18 protein-coding genes are annotated in these 22,438 nt (G+C 71.6%); 10 read left to right on the top strand and 8 right to left on the bottom strand.

Annotated features, from left to right (window positions below):
- Nucleotides 1-159 precede the first annotated feature (159 nt).
- Both BM242_RS01485 and BM242_RS01480 read right to left on the bottom strand, forming a co-directional pair.
- Nucleotides 160-1,743: an acyl-CoA mutase large subunit family protein gene (locus BM242_RS01485; RefSeq protein WP_093836742.1), complete on the bottom strand. Its 1,584-nt coding sequence runs from the start codon at nt 1,741-1,743 to the stop codon at nt 160-162.
- 416 nt (nt 1,744-2,159) lie between these two features.
- Nucleotides 2,160-2,783 carry an RNA polymerase sigma factor gene (locus BM242_RS01480; protein WP_093836741.1) on the bottom strand — a complete coding sequence of 208 codons (624 nt, stop codon included), beginning with the start codon at nt 2,781-2,783 and terminating at the stop codon, nt 2,160-2,162.
- A 636-nt stretch (nt 2,784-3,419) separates the two neighbouring features.
- Here BM242_RS01480 and sdhC point away from each other — a divergent pair.
- From sdhC to BM242_RS01450, 6 genes are all read left to right on the top strand, one after another.
- Complete coding sequence (gene sdhC / locus BM242_RS01475; RefSeq protein ID WP_093836740.1) at nt 3,420-3,800, top strand: succinate dehydrogenase, cytochrome b556 subunit; 381 nt, start codon at nt 3,420-3,422, stop codon at nt 3,798-3,800.
- Nucleotides 3,801-3,806: 6 nt separating this feature from the next.
- Nucleotides 3,807-4,265 (top strand): succinate dehydrogenase hydrophobic membrane anchor subunit, encoded by a 459-nt coding sequence (locus BM242_RS01470; protein ID WP_093836739.1) that lies wholly within the window; start codon nt 3,807-3,809, stop codon nt 4,263-4,265.
- A gap of 22 nt (nt 4,266-4,287) precedes the next feature.
- Nucleotides 4,288-6,048: a succinate dehydrogenase flavoprotein subunit gene (sdhA, locus tag BM242_RS01465; protein ID WP_093836738.1), complete on the top strand. Its 1,761-nt coding sequence runs from the start codon at nt 4,288-4,290 to the stop codon at nt 6,046-6,048.
- Nucleotides 6,048-6,824: a succinate dehydrogenase iron-sulfur subunit gene (locus BM242_RS01460; protein ID WP_175541202.1), complete on the top strand. Its 777-nt coding sequence runs from the start codon at nt 6,048-6,050 to the stop codon at nt 6,822-6,824. Before sdhA ends, BM242_RS01460 begins: the two co-directional genes overlap by 1 nt.
- A 251-nt stretch (nt 6,825-7,075) precedes the next feature.
- A complete protein-coding gene (locus BM242_RS01455) occupies nt 7,076-7,849 on the top strand; it encodes a M12 family metallopeptidase (RefSeq protein ID WP_093836737.1) in 774 nt (257 codons plus the stop codon).
- A gap of 233 nt (nt 7,850-8,082) precedes the next feature.
- Complete coding sequence (locus tag BM242_RS01450) at nt 8,083-8,862, top strand: SAM-dependent methyltransferase (RefSeq protein ID WP_093836736.1); 780 nt, start codon at nt 8,083-8,085, stop codon at nt 8,860-8,862.
- A 95-nt stretch (nt 8,863-8,957) separates the two neighbouring features.
- On the opposite strand, the gene BM242_RS01445 is transcribed toward BM242_RS01450, so the two are convergent.
- The gene (locus BM242_RS01445; protein WP_093836735.1) at nt 8,958-10,631 is read right to left on the bottom strand and encodes a choice-of-anchor I family protein; all 1,674 of its coding nucleotides are present in this window, start codon (nt 10,629-10,631) and stop codon (nt 8,958-8,960) included.
- Nucleotides 10,632-10,795: 164 nt separating this feature from the next.
- Between BM242_RS01445 and BM242_RS01440 the strand changes: the two genes are divergently transcribed.
- Complete coding sequence (locus BM242_RS01440) at nt 10,796-12,163, top strand: FAD-binding oxidoreductase (RefSeq protein WP_093836734.1); 1,368 nt, start codon at nt 10,796-10,798, stop codon at nt 12,161-12,163.
- A gap of 43 nt (nt 12,164-12,206) precedes the next feature.
- On the opposite strand, the gene BM242_RS01435 is transcribed toward BM242_RS01440, so the two are convergent.
- The 3 genes from BM242_RS01435 to BM242_RS01425 form a co-directional block, all read right to left on the bottom strand.
- A complete protein-coding gene (locus tag BM242_RS01435; protein ID WP_093836733.1) occupies nt 12,207-13,844 on the bottom strand; it encodes an ABC transporter substrate-binding protein in 1,638 nt (545 codons plus the stop codon).
- Between the two features lie 183 nt (nt 13,845-14,027).
- A complete protein-coding gene (locus BM242_RS01430) occupies nt 14,028-14,576 on the bottom strand; it encodes a carboxypeptidase-like regulatory domain-containing protein (RefSeq protein WP_093836732.1) in 549 nt (182 codons plus the stop codon).
- A gap of 227 nt (nt 14,577-14,803) precedes the next feature.
- Complete coding sequence (locus BM242_RS01425; protein WP_093836731.1) at nt 14,804-16,168, bottom strand: metallophosphoesterase; 1,365 nt, start codon at nt 16,166-16,168, stop codon at nt 14,804-14,806.
- 268 nt (nt 16,169-16,436) lie between these two features.
- On the opposite strand from BM242_RS01425, the gene BM242_RS01420 reads away from it, so the two are divergent.
- The gene (locus tag BM242_RS01420; protein ID WP_245833729.1) at nt 16,437-17,873 is read left to right on the top strand and encodes a D-alanyl-D-alanine carboxypeptidase family protein; all 1,437 of its coding nucleotides are present in this window, start codon (nt 16,437-16,439) and stop codon (nt 17,871-17,873) included.
- A 31-nt stretch (nt 17,874-17,904) separates the two neighbouring features.
- On the opposite strand, the gene BM242_RS01415 is transcribed toward BM242_RS01420, so the two are convergent.
- Both BM242_RS01415 and trpS read right to left on the bottom strand, forming a co-directional pair.
- On the bottom strand, nt 17,905-18,510 hold the full coding sequence (locus BM242_RS01415; protein ID WP_093837271.1) for a 2'-5' RNA ligase family protein: 606 nt from the start codon (nt 18,508-18,510) through the stop codon (nt 17,905-17,907).
- 242 nt (nt 18,511-18,752) lie between these two features.
- Complete coding sequence (trpS, locus tag BM242_RS01410) at nt 18,753-19,766, bottom strand: tryptophan--tRNA ligase (protein ID WP_093836730.1); 1,014 nt, start codon at nt 19,764-19,766, stop codon at nt 18,753-18,755.
- Nucleotides 19,767-19,938: 172 nt separating this feature from the next.
- Here trpS and rocD point away from each other — a divergent pair, with 172 nt between their 5' ends.
- Both rocD and BM242_RS01400 read left to right on the top strand, forming a co-directional pair.
- The gene (gene rocD, locus BM242_RS01405) at nt 19,939-21,162 is read left to right on the top strand and encodes an ornithine--oxo-acid transaminase (protein ID WP_093836729.1); all 1,224 of its coding nucleotides are present in this window, start codon (nt 19,939-19,941) and stop codon (nt 21,160-21,162) included.
- 184 nt (nt 21,163-21,346) lie between these two features.
- A complete protein-coding gene (locus tag BM242_RS01400; protein ID WP_093836728.1) occupies nt 21,347-22,336 on the top strand; it encodes a malate dehydrogenase in 990 nt (329 codons plus the stop codon).
- Nucleotides 22,337-22,438: the final 102 nt, after the last annotated feature.

The following is a 22,438-nucleotide window of genomic DNA, read 5'->3' as shown; positions in this document are numbered from 1 at the left end:
CACGCCCACATGAACAGCAGGCAAAAACCCACCCAACCGGCCACGTGGGAGGGGAGTTTTCACCTGCCCCCCACGACGGTTTATGTACCGGCCATGTTTAGCCCCGAAAGCGGGTGGGCCATGTTCACCCGGTGTCATTCCGGCGGCCGGCCGCCGCCGTCAGAAGGTCTCGGAGGGCACGTAGGCACCCCAGACCTCGCGCAGCAGATTGCACACCTCCCCGACGGTGGCCCGCGCCTTGAGCGCCTTGCGCATCGGGTAGAGCACGTTCTCCTCGCCGCCCCCGGCCGCCGCGCGCAGCTCGGCCAGGGCCGCGTCCACCGCCGCCTGGTCGCGCTCGGCGCGCAGCCGGCGCAGCCGCTCGGCCTGCTGCGCCTCGATGGTGGGATCGACCCGCAGCGGCTCGTAGGGCTCCTCCTCGTCGAGCTGGAAGCGGTTGACGCCGACCACCACCCGCTCCCCGGCGTCGGTCTGCTGCGCCACCCGGTAGGCGCTGCGCTCGATCTCCCCCTTCTGGAAGCCCTGCTCGATGGCCTCCACGGCGCCGCCCCGGTCCTCCACCTGGCGCATCAGCTCCAGCGCCGCGGCCTCCACGTCGTCGGTCATGGACTCCACCACATAGGAGCCGGCGAACGGGTCCACGGTGGCGGTGACGTCGCTCTCGTAGGCGAGCACCTGCTGGGTGCGCAGCGCCAGCCGGGCGGCCTTCTCGGTGGGCAGCGCGATCGCCTCGTCGTAGGAGTTGGTGTGCAGCGACTGGGTGCCGCCCAGCACCGCGGCCAGGCCCTGCACCGCCACCCGGACCAGATTGACCTCCGGCTGCTGCGCGGTGAGCTGCACGCCCGCGGTCTGGGTGTGGAAGCGCAGCATCATCGACTTGGGGTTCTTCGCGCCGAACTCCTCCTTCATCACCCGGGCCCAGATCCGGCGGGCGGCCCGGAACTTGGCCACCTCCTCCAGAATCGTGGTGCGGGCGACGAAGAAGAAGGAGAGCCGGGGGGCGAAGTCGTCCACCTCCATGCCGGCCGAGATCGCGGTGCGCACATACTCGATCCCGTTTGCCAGCGTGAAGGCGATCTCCTGGGCCGGCGTGGCCCCGGCCTCGGCCATGTGATAGCCGGAGATCGAAATGGTGTTCCACTTGGGGATCTCGCGCCGGCAGTACTGGAAGATGTCGGCGACCAGGCGCAGCGAGGGCTTGGGCGGGAAGATGTAGGTGCCCCGCGCGATGTACTCCTTGAGCACGTCGTTCTGGATGGTGCCGGACAGCTTCTCCGGGGCGACGCCCTGCTCCTCGGCGACGAGCTGATAGAGCAGCAGAAGCAGCGCGGCGGGGGCGTTGATGGTCATCGAGGTGGAGACCTGGTCCAGCGGGATGCCGTCGAACAGCACCCGCATGTCGTCCACCGAGTCGATGGCCACACCGACCTTGCCGACCTCGCCGTGCGCCAGCGGGGCGTCGGAGTCGTGGCCCATCTGGGTGGGAAGGTCGAAGGCGACCGACAGGCCCATGGTGCCGTTGGCGATGAGCTGCTTGTACCGGGCGTTGGACTCCACGGCGGTGCCGAAGCCGGCGTACTGCCGCATGGTCCAGGGCCGGCCGGTGTACATGGTCGGGTACACGCCGCGGGTGTAGGGGTAGGCACCGGGCTCGCCGAGCTGTACGGCCGGGTCCCAGTCCTTGAGCGACTCGGGCCCGTAGACCGCCTCGATGGGCCTGCCGGATTCGGATTCACGCGCCATGTTCTGTTCCCTCCCGCCGTGGATGGACCCTCAGCGACGGACTGTAGCGAGGGGTCAGCGACGGGTGCGAGAGGCGCCGGCTGGGAGTTCAGTCACATGAAGAACTCACATGTGCAAAGTGCCACGGAAGGGCCGTACCGGTGCCGTGCGCCGCTCGGCCGGCCGCAGCGCGCGGGCGGGACAAGGGGGAAATGCCCCGCCCGCGCATGGGCGCCCCGCGGGCACGGGGGGAACCCCGGGGGGCCCGGACGGCCGATGACCAGTCGGCCTGTTATCTACAGCGTTCCCCGCTCCGAAACCGTTACCACTCGGGAACGTGCGCACATTGGCACCGGCGCTGCCGCGAGCGCCCCGCGAGCCGGGCCCGAGCCCGGACGGCGGCGGGCCGCGATGCGGCGCGGAACGCGGCGGCGGTCTCAGCGGTGCCGGACGGACATCTGCGGCACGCGCGGGCCGGGCAGGGCCGCCTCCCGGCCCCGGGCGGCCTCCGGCGTCTCGGCCAGCACCTTGGCCAGCCGCCGCAGCCCGCGGTGCGCGGCGGTGCGCACCGCGCCCGGCCGGCAGCCCAGCAGTACGCCCGCCTGCTTGGCGTCCAGCCCCATCATGGTGCGCAGCATCACCGCGCCGGCCTGCTCCCGGGGCAGGGTGCCGACGAGCGCCACGGCACGGTCGGTGGCGACCGCCGCCAGCGCCTCCTCCGCGGTGTCCGCGGCGGCCGGCAGCTCGGCGAACGCCGCGTCGTCGGCCAGCTCGACAGGTCTGCGGCCGTGCGCCCGCAGATGGTCCAGGGCCCGGTTGCGCGCGATTCTGGTGGTCCAGCCGCGGAACCGGTCCGCGTCACCGTGGAAACGCCCCAGATCCCGCGATATGTGCAGCCATGCCTCGGCCGTGACGTCCTCGGCATCCGGTCCGGCGACGATGGTCCGCACGTAGCCCAGCAGCCGTGGATGGAGAGCCCGGAAGACCCGGCCGAAGGCCCTCTCATCGCCCCGCTGCGCCGCGAGCACGGCGTCGCTGAGCTCACTGTCTGCCCCCTGCACTCGAACCCGCCCCTCTTCACGGTGTGACCGCAAGTGTGACCGCATACTGTCGCAGAGCTGGTAACCGTGTGTCTCTGTGAGTTGTACGCTACGCGACGGACGCCTGCACGTCCATGCCCCATCCACCGACCGTCGGTGCCCGGCCATTCCGGGGCCCGGGGGGCGGCGGGCCGGTCAGTAACACAATGGCGGCGCACGGCGCTGAACCCAACGTGGACGCGAGCGCCGCGGGGCTCGCGCGCCCGTGGCAGCCGGGGTCTCTCCTGTGGGGGGTGGCGGCCCCGGCTGCCCCGTTCCCGCCCGTGCCGCGCGCACGCCGGGCGCCCCTCCGCCGGGCCGCCCCGGCACGGGTTCGCGGGTTCGCAGCCGCGACGCCGGGCGCGGCCCCCGCACCCCGTCAGGCAATGCGTCCGGCAACGCGTCCGCCGAGCGCATCCCCACGGCCGGCGCAAGGGGGCGGCAACTCAGCCATCCGTGCCTGATTGATCACACTTCAGGGGGGCGGGCAAAGCCGGCCGGGATGCCGTCGGTAGCATGTCGGCGGCCGGTGGACCGTATCCGGCCGGGCCCGGCGGACGTCCCCTCGCCAAGGAGCTGGCCGACCGGCCCTGACATCCGCTCCCGGAGGGTTTTTCCGTGCCGGCAGGAACGCTGTACCGCGGCCGGGAAGGCATGTGGTCATGGGTGGCTCACCGAGTCACCGGTGTCCTCGTCTTTTTCTTCCTGTTCGTTCATGTGCTTGATACCTCGCTCGTCCGCGTGTCGCCCGAGGCGTACGACGACACCATCGCCGTGTACAAGACGCCGATCGTCGCCTTCATGGAATACGGCCTGGTCGCCGCAGTCCTCTTCCACGCCCTCAACGGCCTGCGAGTGGTCGCGGTGGACTTCTGGAACAAGGGCGCCCGCTACCAGAAGCAGATGCTCTGGGCCGTGCTCGGCCTGTGGGCGCTGCTGATGGCCGGAGCCGCGTACCCGGTCCTCGGCCACGCCTTCCGCGAGCTGTTCGGGAGCTGATGAACGATGTCCACCCTGATCACCGACGACACGCAGGGGTTCGGCCCCGACAACCCCGCGCCGCGCATCGACCCGCCGCGCGCCCGCACCCGCCGCAGCCCGCGCGCCACCCGCACCAACTACGAGATGTACGCCTGGGTCTTCATGCGGCTCTCCGGCATCCTGCTGGTGGTGCTGGTGCTGGGCCATCTGCTGATCCAGCTCGTGCTGGACGGCGGCGTCTCCAAGGTCAGCTTCGCCTTTGTGGCCGGCCGCTGGGCCTCGCCCTTCTGGCAGGTCTGGGACCTGCTGATGCTGTGGCTGGCCATGCTGCACGGCACCACCGGTCTGCGCACCATCATCAACGACTACGCGCAGCGGGACGGCACCCGCTTCTGGCTGAAGATGCTGCTCTACACGGCGGCCGCGTTCACCATCGTGCTGGGCACCCTGGTGATCTTCACCTTCGACCCGAACATCCGCTGACGCACCGGGGCTGACGAGACTCATGCAGATCCACAAGTACGACACCGTCATCGTCGGAGCCGGCGGCGCCGGGATGCGCGCCGCGATCGAGGCCACCAAGCGCAGCCGGACCGCCGTTCTGACCAAGCTCTACCCCACCCGCTCCCACACCGGCGCGGCGCAGGGCGGGATGGCCGCCGCCCTGGCCAACGTCGAGGAGGACAACTGGGAGTGGCACACCTTCGACACCGTCAAGGGCGGTGACTACCTGGTCGACCAGGACGCCGCGGAGATCCTGGCCAAGGAGGCCATCGACTCCGTGCTGGACCTGGAGAAGATGGGCCTGCCGTTCAACCGGACCCCGGACGGCACCATCGACCAGCGGCGGTTCGGCGGGCACACCCGCAACCACGGCGAGGCGGCGGTGCGCCGCTCCTGCTACGCCGCGGACCGCACCGGGCACATGATCCTCCAGACGCTGTACCAGAACTGCGTCAAGGAGGGCGTGGAGTTCTTCAACGAGTTCTATGTGCTGGACCTGCTGCTGACCGGTGCCCCGGGCGGGCGCCGGCGCTCGGCGGGCGTCGTGGCCTATGAACTGGCCACCGGTGAGCTGCACATCTTCCGCGCCAAGGCGGTGATCTTCGCCTCCGGCGGCAACGGCAAGTTCTACAAGGTGACCTCCAACGCGCACACCCTCACCGGCGACGGCCAGGCGGCGGCGTGGCGGCGCGGGCTGCCGCTGGAGGACATGGAGTTCTTCCAGTTCCACCCGACCGGCATCTGGAAGATGGGCATCCTGCTCACCGAGGGCGCCCGCGGCGAGGGCGGCATCCTGCGCAACAAGGACGGCGAGCGCTTCATGGAGAAGTACGCGCCGACCATCAAGGACCTGGCACCGCGCGACATGGTGTCCCGCTCCATCTACACCGAGATCCGCGAGGGGCGCGGCTGCGGCCCGGACGCCGACCACGTCTATCTGGACCTCACCCATCTGCCGCCGGAGCAGCTCGACGCCAAGCTGCCGGACATCACCGAGTTCGCCCGCACCTACCTGGGCATCGAGCCGTACACCGACCCCATCCCGATCCAGCCCACCGCGCACTACGCCATGGGCGGCATCCCGACCACGGTGCGGGGCGAGGTGCTGGCCGACAACACCGAGGTGGTGGAGGGCCTGTACGCGGCCGGCGAGGTGGCGTGCGTGTCCGTGCACGGCGCCAACCGGCTGGGCACCAACTCGCTGCTGGACATCAATGTCTTCGGGCGGCGGGCGGGCATCGCGGCGGCCGAGTACGCCTCCGCCACCCCCGACTTCGCCGAGCTGCCCGAGACGCCCGGGACCTTTGTCACCGAGACCCTCACCCGGCTGCGCGACTCCGAGGGCGGCGAGCGGGTGGCCGACATCCGGCGCGAGCTCCAGGAGACCATGGACAAGAACGCCATGGTGTTCCGCACCGAGCAGACCCTCAAGGAGGCGCTGGAGGACATCGGCGCGCTGCGCCGCCGGTACCGGAACGTCTCCGTGCAGGACAAGGGCAGGCGGTTCAACACCGATCTGCTGGAGGCCTTCGAACTGGGCAACCTGCTGGAGCTGGCCGAGGTGCTGGTGGTCTCCGCCCTGGCCCGCAAGGAGTCCCGCGGCGGCCACTACCGCGAGGACTACCCGAACCGCGACGACGTCAACTTCATGCGCCACACCATGGCGTACCGCGAGGTGGACGCGGACGGAAACGAGTCGATCCGGCTGGATTACAAGCCGGTCACGCAGACCCGCTACCAGCCGATGGAGCGCAAGTACTGATGAGCAGCACTCTGACCAAGCCCGGCCCGGGCCCCGAGGCGGCGGCCGGCACCTCCGCCGCGGCACACAAGATCACGGCCACCTTCCGGATCCGCCGGTACGACCCGGAGGTCTCGGACAAGGCCGTCTGGCAGGACTTCACCATCGAGATCGACCCCAAGGAGCGGGTGCTCGACGCCCTGCACCAGATCAAGTGGGACGTCGACGGCACGCTGACCTTCCGCCGCTCCTGCGCGCACGGCATCTGCGGCTCGGACGCCATGCGCATCAACGGCCGGAACCGGCTGGCGTGCAAGACGCTGATCAAGGACCTGAGCCCGGAGAAGCCGATCACCGTCGAGCCGATCAAGGGCATGACGGTGCTCAAGGACCTGATCGTCGACATGGAGCCGTTCTTCCAGGCCTACCGGGACGTCATGCCGTTCCTCATCACGACGGGCAACGAACCCACCCGGGAGCGCCGACAGTCGGCGGCGGACCGGGAGCGTTTCGACGACACGACCAAGTGCATCCTGTGCGCGGCCTGCACCTCGTCCTGCCCGGTGTTCTGGAACGACGGCCAGTACTTCGGCCCGGCGGCGATCGTCAACGCGCACCGTTTCATCTTCGACTCCCGCGACGAGGGCGGTGAGCAGCGGCTGGAGATCCTCAACGACAAGGACGGCGTCTGGCGCTGCCGCACCACCTTCAACTGCACCGACGCCTGCCCGCGCGGCATCGAGGTGACCAAGGCCATCCAGGAGGTCAAGAAGGCCCTGATCACCCGCCGCTTCTGAGCCTGCGCGGCCCCTCCCGACGTGGCGGGCCGGTACCCCGGAATGCGGGGTACCGGCCCGCCACATGTCATGGACGGCGCGTGGTGGTGAAAAGGGGAGCGCCAAGGGGTGGTGAACGACGGAAGCACCCCCGGGCGCATCCCGGTGCCGCACACTGCTGGGAGTGGGCCGAAGGGGGGGACGGCCGGACGGTCACCCCCTGACGGTCCCGTGGGCGGGCAGAGCCCGCACGACGGACAAGGGGGTTCGCCATGGCAGTGCGGAAGAAGACGGCGGCGCAGTGGCCCGGGCCGGAGATCGGCTACGTCCTCGCGCAGGAGAACGAGAGCCACCGCGAATGGCTGGACAAGGGCATAGCCCTGTTCAACACCCGGGTGGGCAGGAAGATCTTTGTGCCGGCCGGTTCACCGGCCGGGGCGCAGGTGCGCTTCGTCCACTCCGAGTCGGGGGAGTCGGCCATCGGCTACCAGGGCAAGGAGCAGCAGGAGGTCCGCTTCCACGCCAATCCGGCCGGGGACGACGGCCAGGGCGAGTACAAGACCCTGTTCCATGAGATCGGGCACTGCCTGGGCCTGGGGCATGAGCAGTTCCACAGCGCATGCCCGGTGCGGGACTTCCTGGTGACTGTGCTCAAGGACAGCGACAACTTCCGGGAGATACGGACCCGGCAGTCGCTGGTGAGCGGCCACTGGGAGGACCTCGGTCCGTACGACCCCACCTCGGTGATGATGTACGCGCTGACCTCGATGATGCAGGAGGGCCGCGTCGAATGGAGCGAGGAGGGTGACGCTCCCGTCCTGGTACAGCCGGAGAAGACCGAGACGGCCGGGAAGACCGGAAAGGCCGGGGAACCGGAGAAGAAGACCCGGGAGCGCTCCGGCAGCGCCACCGTCAAGGGAAGTGTGGCGAAGCCGGTGGAACTGCTGCCGCTCCGGCTGCGGGTGCCCAGGTCTCTCTTCCCGGTGGTGACCGGCCTCAGCGACGGCGATGTGGCGGCAATCAACAAGCTGGTACCGGACAGCTGAGCCCGCCCCCGGGCCCCCGCCGCCCGGGCGGGCCCGGGGACGGCGGCGGCCTCACCGTCCGCGCCGAGGGCGAAGGTTCCGTCGCGGCCGGGGTCATCCACGGCGGAGTGACCACCGGCCGCCCCGCCGGTTCCGCGAGCTCCGCCGGGAGGGACGGGCGAAGTACCCGCTGAGGTGGCGACTTGCGGCTATCTTGGCCTCTACGTCACCAGCGCACGGCGAGGGGAAGGCCCATGACATCGGGCATAGACGCGTCGGTACCGCATTCGGCGCGAATCTGGAACTACTGGCTGGGAGGCAAGGACAACTATCCGGTGGACCGGGAGGCCGGGGACGCCTTTCTCGCGGTCTATCCGGAGCAGCGGGAAAAGGCCCTGGCCTGCCGCTACTTCCTGGCGCGCACGGTGCGCCATCTGGCCGGCGAGGTCGGCATCCGCCAGTTCCTGGACATCGGCACCGGCCTGCCCACCGCGGACAACACCCATGAGGTGGCCCAGCGGGTGGCGCCGGAGTGCCGGATCGTCTACGTGGACAACGACCCGCTGGTGCTGGCCCATGCCCGGGCCCTGCTCACCAGTACCTCCGAGGGCACCACCGCCTATCTGGACGCCGATCTGCGGGAGCCGGAGGCGATTCTCGGGGAGGCGGCGCAGACCCTGGACTTCTCCCGGCCGGTCGCCCTGATGCTGCTCGGCGTCCTCGGGCACATCGAGGACTACGACGAGGCCCGGGACATCGTGCGCCGTCTGCTGGCCGGGCTGCCGTCCGGGAGCTTCCTGGTGCAGTGCGACGGCACCGACACCAATCCGGCCTACATCGCCGCCATCGAGGGCTACCGCTCCAAGGGCGGAGTGCCCTACAACCTGCGCAGTCCGCAGCAGATCGCCGCCTTCTACGAGGGCCTGGAACTGCTCGAACCCGGTGTGGTGCCCATCCCCCGGTGGCGTCCCGATCCCAGTCCCTTCCCGCCGCGCGAGGTGGACCAGTCGGGCGGGGTCGGCCGCAAGCCCTGACCTCCCGGTCCCCGGTCCCCGGTCCCGGGCCCTCGGGCCCGGGACCGGCAGCGGATCGTGGCGGGCGACGGCCCGGAAGGCCCGGCGCAGCGGGGTCAGTCGGTCTCGTCGATCTCGTACAGGGCGGTGGTGCCGCTGACCTCGTAGCCGACGGCGAGCATGGGCCTGCCGGTCGGGGAGTCGGCCGCGGGGATGAAGGTCAGGCCCTCGGGGCCGAGGTCGCCTGCGGTGCCGGCCTCGGCGTCGCCGGTGAAGTCGCGGCTGCTGACGTAGCCGGCCACCCGGGGGGCGGCGGGGTCGGAGAGGTCGAAGGCCACGATGCCGCTGATGCGCTCCAGGCCGACAAAGGCGTAAGGGGTGCCGCCCACGACGCCGGTCACGACGCCCTCGGGCTCGGGGCCCTTGTTGTCGCTGCGGGACTCGAAGGAGCCGTTCTCGTCGTTGTTCGCGTTGAAGTCGGCCGGGTGCTGTCCGGCGGTGAGCCGCTCCAGGGTGTCGCCGGAGTCCCAGATCAGCCGGCCGCGGGAGTCGAGGACGGAGACCGAACGGCCGCCCAGGGCGTGGAGTTCGGTGTACCGGCCCTGCTCGTCGGCGGGGGAGGTGGTGGTGACGGTGAGCCGGCCCAGGGCGCTGTCCGCCTGGAGGGCGGCGGCGTCGGGGAAGGCGGCCGGGGAGAGGGGGAGGTCCCGCACCCGCTCCTCCTCGGCGTAGCAGTCGTACTCCCGGGCGTCGCCCTCGTTGGCGGTGATGAGGTACTGGCGGCCCTTGCGGCCGGGGCCGGGGCCGGTGAAGGCGGCTATGGAGTCGGGCTGGTAGAGGCCCTTGACGGGCTGCTCGGTGATGTTGACGGCGCCGTCGCGGTCGGAGGCGTCCAGGCCGTTGCCTGTCAGGGAGTGGTCCTTCAGACCGAGCGGCCGGATGGCGGTGACGCGGGCCCGGCGCAGGTCGACGACGGCGACGGCGTTGTTCTCCTGGAGGGTGACATATGCGGTGCGGGAGTCGGCGGAGACGGCCGCGTACTCGGGCTCCAGGTCCTGGGCGGCCGAGGCGCCGGGGCCGTAGACGCGGACACCGGCGGCGCGCAGGGCGTCCTCCCGGCCGTTCCAGGCGGTGAAGCCGGCGGTGCGGACCCTGGCCTTCTTCAGCTCACCGGTCCGTCCGTGGCGGGTGAGGGTGATGATGCTGACGGAGCCCTCGGGGTCGGTGCCGTCGGCGCAGTAGGAGTCGGGTTCCCCTTCGTTGGCGACCACGACCCGCCTGCCGTCGGGCGTGAAGGCCAGGGCGTCGGGGAGGGCGCCGACGGTGACCTCGGCCGTCTTGGTGAGGTCCGAGGCGCGGAAGAAGGCGACGGTGCCGGGGTCGGTCTTGGCCGGTGCCTGCTGGGCGACGGCGATCAGGCCGTCATGGATGGCGACGCTGTTGGCGCCGGGGGCGGGGAGCCGGCCGGCCAGGGCGGGACGGGACGGGTCGCTGATGTCGAGAACATCGACGGTGCCCGCGACCGCGCTGACGACGAAGATCCGCCGGCTGTCCGGGTCGTAGGCGGTGATCTCGGCGGCGGCCTCGTCGAAGATGCCGCTCTCGTACCGGCCGAGGAAGGAAAGGTTCAGGTCGGCTCCGGGCCGCGGGGCCGGACCGTGACCGCCGTGGCCGCCGTGGCCGCCATGACGGCCCCCGGCGCCGGCCACGGCCGGGGTGAGCAGGGTGGTGCCGAGCGCGACGGCGATGCCGATGAGTGCGGACTTGCGCAGAGATCTCCGGATCTTCATGGGTGTGGATGCTGGCCGGAAACAGCACCCCCGAGCTGAACACGGGGCGGGGGCCGGGTGAATGGGCGGGCAACTCCGCCGCCGGCGGGGGTCCGCGCGGCGTTCGGGGGACGGCCGTGACGTGGGGGGTTTCCGCCGGGGCGGAGCGGTGCGACCGTGGAGCGATGGAGCATCTCGTCGCACGGCTGCGGGAGGAACTGCCCGCCGAGGCCGTACTCACCGATCACGACGTCATGGCGGCGTACGCGCACGACATGGCCAGTTTCTGTCCGGCCGGCCGCCCGGCGGCGGTGGTGCTGCCGCGCACCGTGGACCAGGTGCGGCATGTGATGCGGACGGCGAGCGCGCTGCGCGTGCCGGTGGTGCCGCAGGGGGCCCGGACGGGGCTGTCCGGGGCGGCGAACGCCGTCGACGGCGGGATCGTGCTGTCGCTCGTCCGGATGGACCGGATTCTGGAGATCGACCCGGTGAACCGCATCGCGGTGGTGGAGCCGGGTGTGGTCAACGCCGACCTGACCAAGGCGGTGCAGGCGCAGGGCCTGACCTATCCGCCCGATCCGTCGAGCTGGGAACAGTGCACCATCGGCGGCAACATCGGCACCGCCTCCGGCGGCCTGTGCTGCGTGAAGTACGGGGTGACCGCGGAGTATGTGCTGGGGCTGGAGGTGGTGCTGGCGGACGGGCGGCTGCTGCGCACCGGCCGGCGGACGGCGAAGGGCGTCGCGGGATACGACCTGACCCGGTTGTTCGTCGGCTCCGAGGGGACGCTGGGGATCGTGGTGCGGGCGGTGCTGGCGCTGCGGCCCGCTCCCCCGCCGCAGTTGGTGCTGGCGGCCGAGTTCCCGTCCGCGCAGGCGGCCGGGGAGGCGGTGTGCGCGGTGATGGCGGCCGGGCATACGCCGTCGTTGCTGGAGCTGATGGACGCGACAACGCTGGCGGCCGTCAACCGGCTGACCCGGATGGGGCTGCCGGAGTCCACCGGGGCGCTGCTGCTGTGCGGCTTCGACACCCCCGATCCGGCCGCCTCCCTGGCGGCGGTCGGCGAGCTGTGCGCGGCGGCCGGGGCGAGCGAGGTGGTCCCGGCCGGGGACCCGGCCGAGTCGGAGCTGCTGCTGGCCGCCCGCCGCTCCGCGCTGGTGGCGCTGGAGGCGGTGACCGGCACTACGATGATCGACGATGTGTGCGTGCCGCGCAGCCGGCTGGCGGAGCTGCTGGACGGGGTGGCCGCGATCGGGGAGCGGCACCGGCTGACCATCGGTGTGGTGGCCCACGCCGGGGACGGCAACACCCACCCGACGGTCTGCTTCGATCCGCGGGACGAGGACCAGTCCCGCCGGGCCCGGGAGTCCTTCGACGACATCATGGCCCTCGGCCTGGAACTGGACGGCACCATCACCGGCGAGCACGGCGTCGGCGTGCTGAAGCGGGAGTGGCTGGCCCGCGAACTGGGCCCGGTGGGCCTGGAGATGCAGCGCGCGGTCAAGGCGGCCTTCGATCCGCTGGGGATTCTCAACCCGGACAAGGTCTTCTGAGCCCGGCCCCGGTGCGCGCCGCCGGGGCCGGTCCCGGGCCCGCTCAGAGGCGGTCGAGTTCCCAGAGCCGGAAGATGCCGCCGGCGTCGCGCAGATTGGTCAGGCCGGTGATCTCCCGGACGGCGACGGTGAACTGCCAGTCCTGCCAGATCGGCACCACCACCGCGTCCTCGGCCGCGATCGCCTGGATCTCCCGGAACAGCTCGGTGGTGCTGCCGCGCTGCGGCTGCCCCTTGGTCTCGGCGACGAGCTGCGCGATCCGGGCGTTGGCATAGCCGTGCGAGAGGACGGAGTCCTCCAGCAGCAGCGGCGCGGTGTAGGTGTCGGGGTCGGAGAAGTCCGGCCGCCAGCCCACGAAGTAGGAGTCGATGTCCCCGGCCTGGAGGGCCGCGAAGATGTCGCCGAAGCTCTGGAACTCCTCGACGGTGATGTCGAAGATCCCGTCCGCCTCCAGCATCTGGTCGATGAAGGCGGTCTCCTCGGCGTGCACCTGGCCGGCGTAGCCGAAGGTGAGCGGGACGGGCAGCTCGTAGCCCTCGTTCCGCAGGGAGCTGCGCACCGCCTCCGGGCCGGACTCGGAGTACAGGTCGTAGTAGGGGGTGCCGTGTCCGGCGACCCCGACCGGGATCAGCGAGTAGGCCGGTTCCACGGTGTCCAGCCGCACCTGGGAGGAGATGGCGTCCCGGTCCAGCAGCCCGGCCAGCGCCTGGCGGACCGCCTTGTCGCTGGTGGGGCCGGTGCCCGAGACCCCGTTGACCAGCATCCGGACGGAGAAGCCGGTGGTCTCCTCGTAGCGGATGCCGGCGTCGTTGCGGTCCACCTCGACGATGTCCCCGGCGGCCATCTGGCCGGCGTTGACATCGATCTCCCGCTTCTCCCAGGCCTCCTTGAGCTCGGCCGGGCCCGGGTAGTAGCGGATGGTGACCGGCTGCCGGGGGCCGTCCACCGCGCCCCGGTAGTCGGGGTTGGGCGACAGCTCGGCGAAGCCGGGGGTGCCGGTCTCCTCGTCGACCTCGGCGTAGTCCGTGAGCACGTACGGGCCGGAGCCGACCGCCTCGCCGTCCTCCCGGGGCGCCTCCAGCGGGTATTCCTCGCGGTCCACGATCGAACCGGCGCCGCCCGCCAGCACATAGGGGAAGGTGACGTCCGGCTCGGCCAGCTCGAAGATGACGTCCTGGCCGTCGGTGCGCACCGCCTCGACGCCCTGCACCAGGCTGATCGGGCCGCTGTAGGCGAAGCGGTCCGCCTCCGGGATGGACTCGTCCTCGGCCTCGTTCGCGGCCCGCTGGGCCATCGCCTGGATGCGCTCGATGGAGTGCTTCACATCCTCGGGGGAGACCTCCCGGCCGGAGGAGAAGCGCAGGCCCTCGCGCAGCGTGCAGCGGTAGACCTGGTAGGCGTTGTCGGTGAACTCGCAGGACTCGGCGGCGTCCGGCACCGGGGTGTCGGAACCGGAGCTGAGGGTGAGCAGTCCCTGGAAGAGATTGCTGTACAGATCCCAGGAACCGGCGCTGTAGCTGGCCCCGGGGTCGAGGGATTCGGCCCGGTCGGTCACGCCGATCACGATCGGCTCCTCGTTCCCGGAGTCGGACCGCAGAACCAGCCAGCCTCCGATGGCACCCACCACAAGGACGCCGGCCAGCAGTATGCCTATGCCCCCCTTGGCGCTGATCGCTCGCACTCCCGACGTGCCCCTTCTTGGTCAAGACCTGTTGCGAGCTCAGCCAACCACAGCGCGACCCCCCGTGCATCAGCCGCATCACAACGGACCGGCCACAACACACAGGGTGATCGCGCGGCTACTTGGGCACCCGGGTCACCGGATGACGCCCACGGGGACGGCTGCCGCCCCCGTGGGCGATGCTCACTCCAGTACCGTACCGGGTACGTCGATCCGGAACTCCACCTGCACGGGGTGGCCGCTCATGGTGACCGTGACGCGCTGCTCGCCGAGCTGCGGCGAGTAGACGGCCAGCAGGTATTCGCCGGGGGCGGGTGCCCGGAGCCGGAAGGCGCCGTCCGAGGCGCTCCGGGTCTTGGCGATCTGCCGGCCGCCGGCGTGGGGCGCCAGCGTGACCACCGCGCGGGGCAGGGCCACGCCGAAGGCGTCGGAGACCGTGCCCTGGATCAGCAGGTCCTCCGCAAGGACGGCACCGCCGGTGCCGGTGGTGCCGATGGTCCCGGTGGTGTCGGTGGTGTCGGTGGTGTCGGTGGTGTCGATCGGGCCGGTGATACCGGTGTCTTCGATGGTGTCCATGGCGCTGCCGTGTCCCCCCGTGCCGTCGCCGCTTCCGTTACCGCTTCCGTTGCCGTTTCCGTTGCCGCTGCTTCCGCCGCTGCCCGCCGTCCCGGGGACGCCGCCCCGCTGCCCGGCGGCGCCCTCGTCGCCGCCGTGCGAGAGGGAGTCCGTCATTCCCCACACTCCTCATCTCGTCCGCTGTCCGCCGGTCACCCTGTCCGCCGCTCCCGGCCGTGTGTCCGCACCCGTGCGCTCGCCCGTGCCGCCGGTGCGACCGCGGCCCCACGCCACGGCCCCCGGTGCCCAGATGTTGCCGTCTCGTTATCTAAGGACACCAGCGTGGCCCGAATAGTTGACTGACAGAAGAGCGAAAAGAGAACAGCTTTCCACTCGGACGGTGGTCAGCTCTCCACAGACGCCAGCGTGACGACTGTGATGTCCGGGTCTGCCCCGACTCGTACCGGCGGACCCCAGGCGCCGGCACCGCGGGTGACGTAAAGCTGGGTGTCGCCGTAGCGTTCCAGCCCGGCAACCGTGGGGTTGGCCAGCGCGGCCAGATACGGGCCGGGCCAGAGCTGGCCGCCATGGGTATGGCCGGAGAGCTGGAGGTCCACCCCGTAGTCCACGGCGTCATGAATGGTCACCGGCTGATGGGACATCAGCACGCTGGCCCGCTGCCGGTCGCGGTCGCCGAGCGCGGCCTCGAAGTCCGGGCCCTGGCCGTCCGCCTCGCCCTCCAGGTCGTTGACACCGGCCAGGTCGAAGGCGTCCAGCTCCACCCTGGTGTTCTCCAGCGGCACCAGGCCGAGCTCCCGCACATGGTCGATCCACTGCTCGGCGCCGGAGAAGTACTCGTGGTTGCCGGTGACGAAGTAGGCGCCCTGGCGGGCCCGGAGATCGGCCAGCGGGGCCGCGGCCGGGCGCAGGTCCTCGACATCGCCGTCCACCAGATCACCGACCACGGTGATCAGATCCGGCTGGGCGCGGTTGATGGCGTCCACCACGCGCCGGCAGTGGCTCTCGCCCATCAGCGGGCCGAGGTGGATGTCGCTGACCACGGCTATCCGGTATCCGTCGGCGGAGCGGGGCAGCTTGGCCAGCGGGACGGTGACGTGCTTGGTGGTGAGGTTGCGGGCGGCGTAGCTGCCGTATCCGACGGTCGCGGCGGCGGCGGTGGCGGCGCCGATGGCCACCGTGCGGGCGATGAACAGCCGGCGGCCGGGGTCCTCGGCCGGGTGGTCGTCCGCCGGCCGCTCGCCGCCGGCGCCGGTGGTGCCCGCGCCGCCGGTGGTGCCGGTGCTGCCGTCGGCGTCGGTGGTGCCGGTGGGGCGGGCGGTGCCGGGGCCGCCGCCGGGGGCGGAGCGGGCGGCGCCGACCAGCAGTGCCCGGTCCTGCTCGGGCTCGGGCTCCCGCTCCCGGTCCGCCGTCGGCCGCGCGGCGGCGTCCCGGCGGCGGAGCCAGATCCGCAGCAGCGGCCGGACCAGCTCGCCGGCCAGCAGCGCCAGCATCAGATAGAGCAGCAGCGCGGCCCAGTAGAAGCCGGGCCAGGAGATCACCTGCCGGACCCCGAACGGCATCCCGAGCATGGCACCCGCCTGGGAGGCGACCAGCGTCGCGGGCAGCAGGAAGATCAGCACCGTGCCCGTCCGCCGGTAGCCGCTGCCGGGCGCCGAGACGTCCCGCACCAGGCGGCGCCACAGATACCAGTGCGCGCCGCCGATCACGGCGATCAGCACAAGAACGAGGACGACGGCGAGGATGATCATTCCGCAACCTTTCGTTGGTCTGGCTCAGCGAGCAAGACGCACGAACCGCGGAAAACGATGAGTCGGCTCGGCATTCCGGGGCAGGCCATGGTCTCCAGTATCCCCGGCCGCCACGTTCACCCGACCGTGGGGATGTCGCCCGGATGATCTGCAAAGCTCACCGGTTCGGGCCTCCCCGACTGGTGGCAAGTATGGGGAGTACAGGTAAGTTCACGATGTGTTGACTCGCGTCTTGTCATCTCGTCGTATCAGCAGATCGCATGGGGATGTGGTCGGGCGGCCGTGGAGCGCCGCCCGTCGCCGTGCCCTGGCCGCCGCCGTGCTGGCCCTGCCCCTCCTGCTGGGCCCGGCCCCGGCCGCCGGCGCCGCCGAGGACGAGGGCAGGAGCGAGGACGCCGCACCGCCCGCCAGGATGTCCACGATCGGCGGTGAGCTGCTGGGCCGCACCGGCACCCAGGTGAAGCTGCTGCCGGGCGCGCCCAAGCTGCCCCGGACCACCTGCCGGGCGTGGATCGTGGCGGACGCGGACAGCGGGGCGGTGCTCGCCGCCCGGAACGCCCACTGGCCGCTGGCCCCGGCCAGCACCATAAAGATGCTCTTCGCCGACACCCTGATCGGCACGCTGGACAAGGAGCAGACCTATCTGGTCGATCCGGCGGACTTCGTCGACATGGGCTCGGGCAGCAGCCGGGTGGGCATCGCGGACGGCCAGACCTACACCGTCGAGCAGCTCTGGTACGGGGTCTTCCTGGCCTCCGGCAACGACGCGGTGTATGCGCTGAGCGCGCTCAACGGCGGCAAGGAGAAGACGGTCCGGGAGATGAACGAGCGGGCCGAGGAACTCCAGGCGATGGACACCCGGGTGGTCAACCCGGACGGCTACGACGGTCCCGGCCAGGTCTCCTCAGCCTACGACCTGGCCCTTTTCGCCCGCTCGGGCATGCGGAACGAGGACTTCCGCCGCTACGCCTCCACCGCCCGCTACGACTTCCCCGGTGCGGTGGAGGAGGACGAGAAGGAAGAGGAGAAGGAAGCAGACGACGCGGACGGCGCGGACGGTGCGGACGGTGCGGACGGTGCGGACGGCGGGGGCGGGGACCGGGACAAACCGGTCAAGCGCCCGACGTACCAGATCCAGTCCACCAACCGGCTGCTGGTGGGCGACACCGGGCTCGACCCCTACGAGGGCGTCATCGGCGTGAAGAACGGCTACACCTCCGAGGCCGGCTTCACCTACACCGGCATGGCCGAACGGGACGGCCGGACCCTGATCGCCACCTGCATGCACCCGGACGACGACGACCGGCTGCGGGTCTACAAGGAGACCGCGGCCCTCTTCGACTGGGGCTTCACCGCGGCCGACAAGGTGGAGCCGGTCGGCGAACTGGTGCCGACCCGGACCGAGGCCGCCCGGCAGCGGAAGGCCGAGGAGGCGGCAGAGGAGAAGGACGGAAAGGACGGAAAGGACGGCGAGAGCGGCGGCCAGGACGCCGGCCGGGGGCCGGCCGAGGCGGCCGGCGAACAGGACGGCTCCTCCGCCGGCCCGGTGGGCACCGCCGCCGTGCTGTCGATGACCACGGCGCTGGTGATCGGGCTGCTGGCGGGCGCCTGGCTGTTCCTCGGCCTGCGGCGCCGCTCCTCGCGCGACCGCCCGCTGCGCGTCTACGTCATGCCCAAGCGTCCCGACCCGCCCGCCGGCGGCTGACCGGCCCGGCGGACGGCCGCGGCGGGTGCTGCTAGGCCGTGGTCCGCGGGCGCCGGGACGCCGACTGCTGGTGCGGCAGCCGCCCCGCCCGCGCCGCCGGGGCGGCGGCTGCCGCGGTAGGAAAACGGAACTCCCGGCACAGCCGCCACCGGCCGGTGACGTCCTGGGCGTGCAGCGAGAAGCCGTAGGCCGTCCAGCCCGCCTGGTATCCGGCCAGCTCCCGCTGGGCGCGGTCCAGGGCCTCCTCGGCCACGCCCTGAGCCACCGTCACATGCGGGTGGTAGGGGAACGGCAGCTCCCGGGCGAGCGGCCCGCCGGGCTCCCGCACCCGCTGCTGGAGCAGCCCGCACTCGGCCGCCCCCTCGGCCACCCGGACGAACACCACCGGGGTCAGCGGCCGGAAGGTGCCGGTGCCGGACAGCCGCATGGTGAACGGCCGGCCGGCCGCGGCGATGGCCGCCAGATGCTCCTCGACGGCCGGGCACTCGTCCACCGGCACCTCGGTCGGCGGCAGCAGGGTCACATGGGTGGGAATGGTGACGGCGGCGGAGTCACCGAAACCGAGCCGGCGCTGCTGGAGCAGACCGCCGTACGGCTCCGGGACCGCAAGCGACACGCCCAGCGTGACGGTCCCCACCTCCATGTCCGTGCTACTCCCTCCTGCCGAGCCGGATGCCCGTGCCAGTGTGGCCGGTGCGCGCCCGTAAAGCGAGCAGTCTTCCGCCCTTCTTGGCCGGGCCGAAGGTCCGTTGACACCACTGTGCAGCGGTGATGCCGTCCCGGTGCACTTCCTCACAGCCACGGCGTGCCGCGGGCGCCCCGGCGCACGGCACCGGAGCCGGGAGCACCGGCCCGGCGCGCGGGGCGCGGGCGGGGCCGTCAGCGGTGGGCGGGCAGGAAGCCGATCTTGTCGTAGACCTCCGCCAGCAGCGGCGCGGCCACCTCGCGGGCCTTGTCCGCGCCGCGCGCCAGCACCGCGTCCAGGGCGGCCGGGTCGTCCAGATAGCCCTGCACGCGCTCGCGGAACGGCGCCACCCAGTCGGCCACGATCTCGGCCAGCTCGGTCTTCAGCGGCCCGTAGAGCTGCCCGGCGAACTTCTGCTCCAGCTCCGGAATGGTCAGGCCGGTCAGCGCCGCGTAGATGGTGAGCAGATTGCTCACCCCCGGCTTGGCCGCCGGGTCGAAGCGGACCACGGTGCCGGTGTCGGTGACCGCGCTCTTGATCTTCTTGGCCGCCGCCCTGGGCTCGTCCATCAGATTGACGATCCCCTTGGGCGAGGACGCCGACTTGCTCATCTTGATGGACGGGTCCTGGAGGTCGTAGATCTTGGCGGTGTCCTTGAGGATGTACGCCGCGGGCACGGTGAAGGTCCTGCCGTAGCGGCCGTTGAACCGCTCCGCGACATCCCGGGTCAGCTCGATGTGCTGCCGCTGGTCCTCGCCCACCGGCACCTGGTCGGCGTGGTAGAGCAGGATGTCCGCGACCTGGAGCACCGGGTAGGTGAAGAGGCCGACCGTGGTGCCCTCCGCGCCCTGCTTGGCCGACTTGTCCTTGAACTGCGTCATCCGTCCGGCCTCGCCGAACTGCGTCATGCAGTTCATCACCCAGGCGAGCTGTGCATGCTCCGGGACATGGCTCTGCACGAACAGCGTGCAGCGCTCGGGGTCCAGCCCGGCCGCCAGCAGCTGGGCGGCGGCGAGGCGGGTCGAGGCGCGCAGCCCCTCCGGGTCCTGCGGAACGGTGATCGCATGCAGGTCCACGACCGCGTAGAAGGCGTCGTGGGTCTCCTGAAGGGCGACCCACTGCCGGACCGCGCCGAGGTAGTTGCCCAGGTGGAAGGAGCCCGAGGTGGGCTGGATTCCGGAAAGCACGCGAGGACGATCGGTGGCCATGCGCCCCATTCTCGCAGCACCGCGCCCCGCGGCGCCCCACCGGTACGGGGATACGGGGAGGGCCGGCCGGCCCTCGGACGGGGGACCACGGGGATTCTTCCCATAACGGACGGCCGACGATACAAAGAGTGCCTGGACAACGCCGTCCGCGTCGGAAGATCGGAGTGCTCCAATGGGTCCCTCGGGAAAGTCCTCCGCGGAACTGATCGCCGCAGCCGAGGCGCACAGCGCGCACAACTACCACCCGCTCCCGGTGGTGATCGCCTCCGCGCGCGGCGCCTGGATGACGGACGTCGAGGGCCGCCGCTATCTCGACATGCTGGCCGGCTACTCCGCCCTCAACTTCGGCCACTGCCATCCCCGGCTGATCGCCGAGGCCAAGGCCCAGCTCGGGCGGCTGACCCTGACCTCCCGCGCCTTTCACCACGACCACTTCGCCGCCTTCTGCACCGAGCTCGCCGAGCTGTGCGGCATGGAGACGGTGCTGCCGATGAACACCGGCGCCGAAGCGGTGGAAACCGCCGTCAAAACGGCCCGCAAATGGGGCTACCGGGTGAAAGGGGTACCGGACGGCCGGGCCAGGATCATCGTGGCGGCGGGCAATTTCCACGGCCGCACCACCACCGTCATCAGCTTCTCCACCGACGAGGAAGCCCGGCGCGATTTCGGCCCCTACACCCCCGGCTTCGACATCGTGCCCTTCGGCGATCTCGCCGCCCTGGAGGAAACCCTCGACCGCAACGGCGACACCACCGTGGCGGTGCTGCTGGAGCCGATCCAGGGCGAGGCCGGGGTGCTGGTGCCGCCGCCCGGCTATCTGCGCGGGGTGCGGGAGCTGACCCGGGCCCGCGGCGTGCTCTTCATGGCGGACGAGATCCAGTCCGGTCTGGGCCGCACCGGCACCACCTTCGCCTGCGAGTACGAGGGCGTGGTGCCCGATGTGTACCTGCTGGGGAAGGCGCTGGGCGGCGGCGTGGTCCCGGTCTCCGCCGTGGTGTCCTCCGCCGAGGTGCTGGGCGTCCACCGGCCCGGCGAGCACGGCTCCACCTTCGGCGGCAATCCGCTGGCCTGCGCCGTGGCCCTGGAGGTGATCGCCATGCTGCGGGAGGGCGAGGTACAGCGCCGGGCCGCCGAGCTCGGCGAGCATCTGCATCACGAGCTGGGCCTGCTGGCCGGGCAGGGCCCGGTCCGCGCGGTGCGCGGACGCGGCCTGTGGGCGGGGGTGGACATCGATCCGGGCCGCGGCACCGGACGGGAGATCTCCGAGCGGCTGATGGCGCAGGGTGTCCTGGTCAAGGACACCCATGGCTCGACCATCCGGATCGCCCCGCCGCTGGTGATCTCCAAGGAGGACCTCGACTGGGGCCTGGACCGGCTCCGCGCGGTGCTCGCCTGACCTTCCCGGCACACCGCCGCCGCCCCGCGGCCCGGCCGGGCGGGTGGGTGGGTGGCGGACCGGGGCGCGGGCTAGGCTGAGAGCCGGGTATCTTGACGCCGAGATATCAACAGTCCGGAGTTGTCGGGATACCCGGGAGCCAGCCCGAATCCGACCCACACCGACCACCGGAGCGACCTGCCTCATGACCCGTACTCCCGTCACCGTCACCGTCACCGGCGCCGCCGGACAGATCGGCTACGCCCTGCTGTTCCGCATCGCCTCCGGCCAGCTGCTCGGCCCGGACGTGCCCGTCAGGCTCAATCTGCTGGAGATCACCCCGGCGCTGAAGGCCGCCGAGGGCACCGCCATGGAGCTGGACGACTGTGCCTTCCCCCTGCTGGCCGGCATCGACATCAGCGACGACCCGGCCCGGGCGTTCGACGGCACCAATGTCGCCCTGCTGGTCGGGGCCCGCCCGCGCACCAAGGGCATGGAGCGCGGTGACCTGCTGGAGGCCAACGGCGGCATCTTCAAGCCGCAGGGCAAGGCCATCAACGACCACGCGGCGGACGACGTCCGGGTGCTGGTGGTGGGCAACCCGGCCAACACGAACGCGCTGATCGCCCGCTCCGCCGCCCCCGACGTGCCGGCCGAGCGCTTCACCGCCATGACCCGGCTGGACCACAACCGGGCGCTCAGCCAGCTCTCCAGGAAGACCGGCGCCCCGGTCTCCGACATCCGCCGGATGACCATCTGGGGCAACCACTCCGCCACCCAGTACCCGGACATCTTCCACGCCGAGATCGCGGGCAAGAACGCCGCCGAGACCGTGAGCGACGACACCTGGCTGGCCGAGGACTTCATCCCGACCGTGGCCAAGCGGGGCGCGGCGATCATCGAGGCGCGCGGCGCCTCCTCGGCCGCCTCCGCCGCCAACGCCGCCGTCGACCACATCCACGACTGGGTGCGCGGCACCCCCGACGGCGACTGGGTCTCCATGGCCATCCCCTCGGACGGCTCCTACGGGGTGCCGGAGGGCCTGATCTCCTCCTTCCCGGTGACCTGCGCCGACGGCGCGTACCGGATCGTGCAGGGCCTGGAGATCAACGACTTCTCCCGGACCCGGATCGACGCCTCGGTGCGGGAGCTGGCGGAGGAGCGGGAGGCGGTCCGCTCCCTCGGCCTGGTCTGACCCCGCTCCGCCGCCCGCCGGTCCGCCACCCCCGCCCGAAGGCCCCCGGCATCGTCCGCCGGGGGCCTTTGCGCTGCCCCTGCGCGCCCCTTATGACCTTGA

The organism is Streptomyces aidingensis (genome assembly GCF_900112355.1).
Taxonomy (GTDB): Bacteria; Actinomycetota; Actinomycetes; order Streptomycetales; family Streptomycetaceae; genus Streptomyces; species Streptomyces aidingensis.
The sequence above is the reverse complement of the archived record's forward strand: the minus strand, read 5'-3'. Positions and strand labels throughout refer to the sequence as shown.

Coding starts and splice junctions, on each gene's coding strand:
- BM242_RS01455 (WP_093836737.1), top strand. CDS start 7,076: ATGGCAGTGCGGAAGAAGACGGCGGCGCAGTGGCCCGGGCCGGAGATC.
- sdhA (WP_093836738.1), top strand. CDS start 4,288: ATGCAGATCCACAAGTACGACACCGTCATCGTCGGAGCCGGCGGCGCC.
- trpS (WP_093836730.1), bottom strand. CDS start 19,766: ATGGCCACCGATCGTCCTCGCGTGCTTTCCGGAATCCAGCCCACCTCG.
- BM242_RS01425 (WP_093836731.1), bottom strand. CDS start 16,168: ATGATCATCCTCGCCGTCGTCCTCGTTCTTGTGCTGATCGCCGTGATC.
- BM242_RS01485 (WP_093836742.1), bottom strand. CDS start 1,743: ATGGCGCGTGAATCCGAATCCGGCAGGCCCATCGAGGCGGTCTACGGG.
- BM242_RS01450 (WP_093836736.1), top strand. CDS start 8,083: ATGACATCGGGCATAGACGCGTCGGTACCGCATTCGGCGCGAATCTGG.
- BM242_RS01445 (WP_093836735.1), bottom strand. CDS start 10,631: ATGAAGATCCGGAGATCTCTGCGCAAGTCCGCACTCATCGGCATCGCC.
- BM242_RS01400 (WP_093836728.1), top strand. CDS start 21,347: ATGACCCGTACTCCCGTCACCGTCACCGTCACCGGCGCCGCCGGACAG.
- BM242_RS01470 (WP_093836739.1), top strand. CDS start 3,807: ATGTCCACCCTGATCACCGACGACACGCAGGGGTTCGGCCCCGACAAC.
- rocD (WP_093836729.1), top strand. CDS start 19,939: ATGGGTCCCTCGGGAAAGTCCTCCGCGGAACTGATCGCCGCAGCCGAG.
- BM242_RS01430 (WP_093836732.1), bottom strand. CDS start 14,576: ATGACGGACTCCCTCTCGCACGGCGGCGACGAGGGCGCCGCCGGGCAG.
- BM242_RS01460 (WP_175541202.1), top strand. CDS start 6,048: ATGAGCAGCACTCTGACCAAGCCCGGCCCGGGCCCCGAGGCGGCGGCC.
- BM242_RS01440 (WP_093836734.1), top strand. CDS start 10,796: ATGGAGCATCTCGTCGCACGGCTGCGGGAGGAACTGCCCGCCGAGGCC.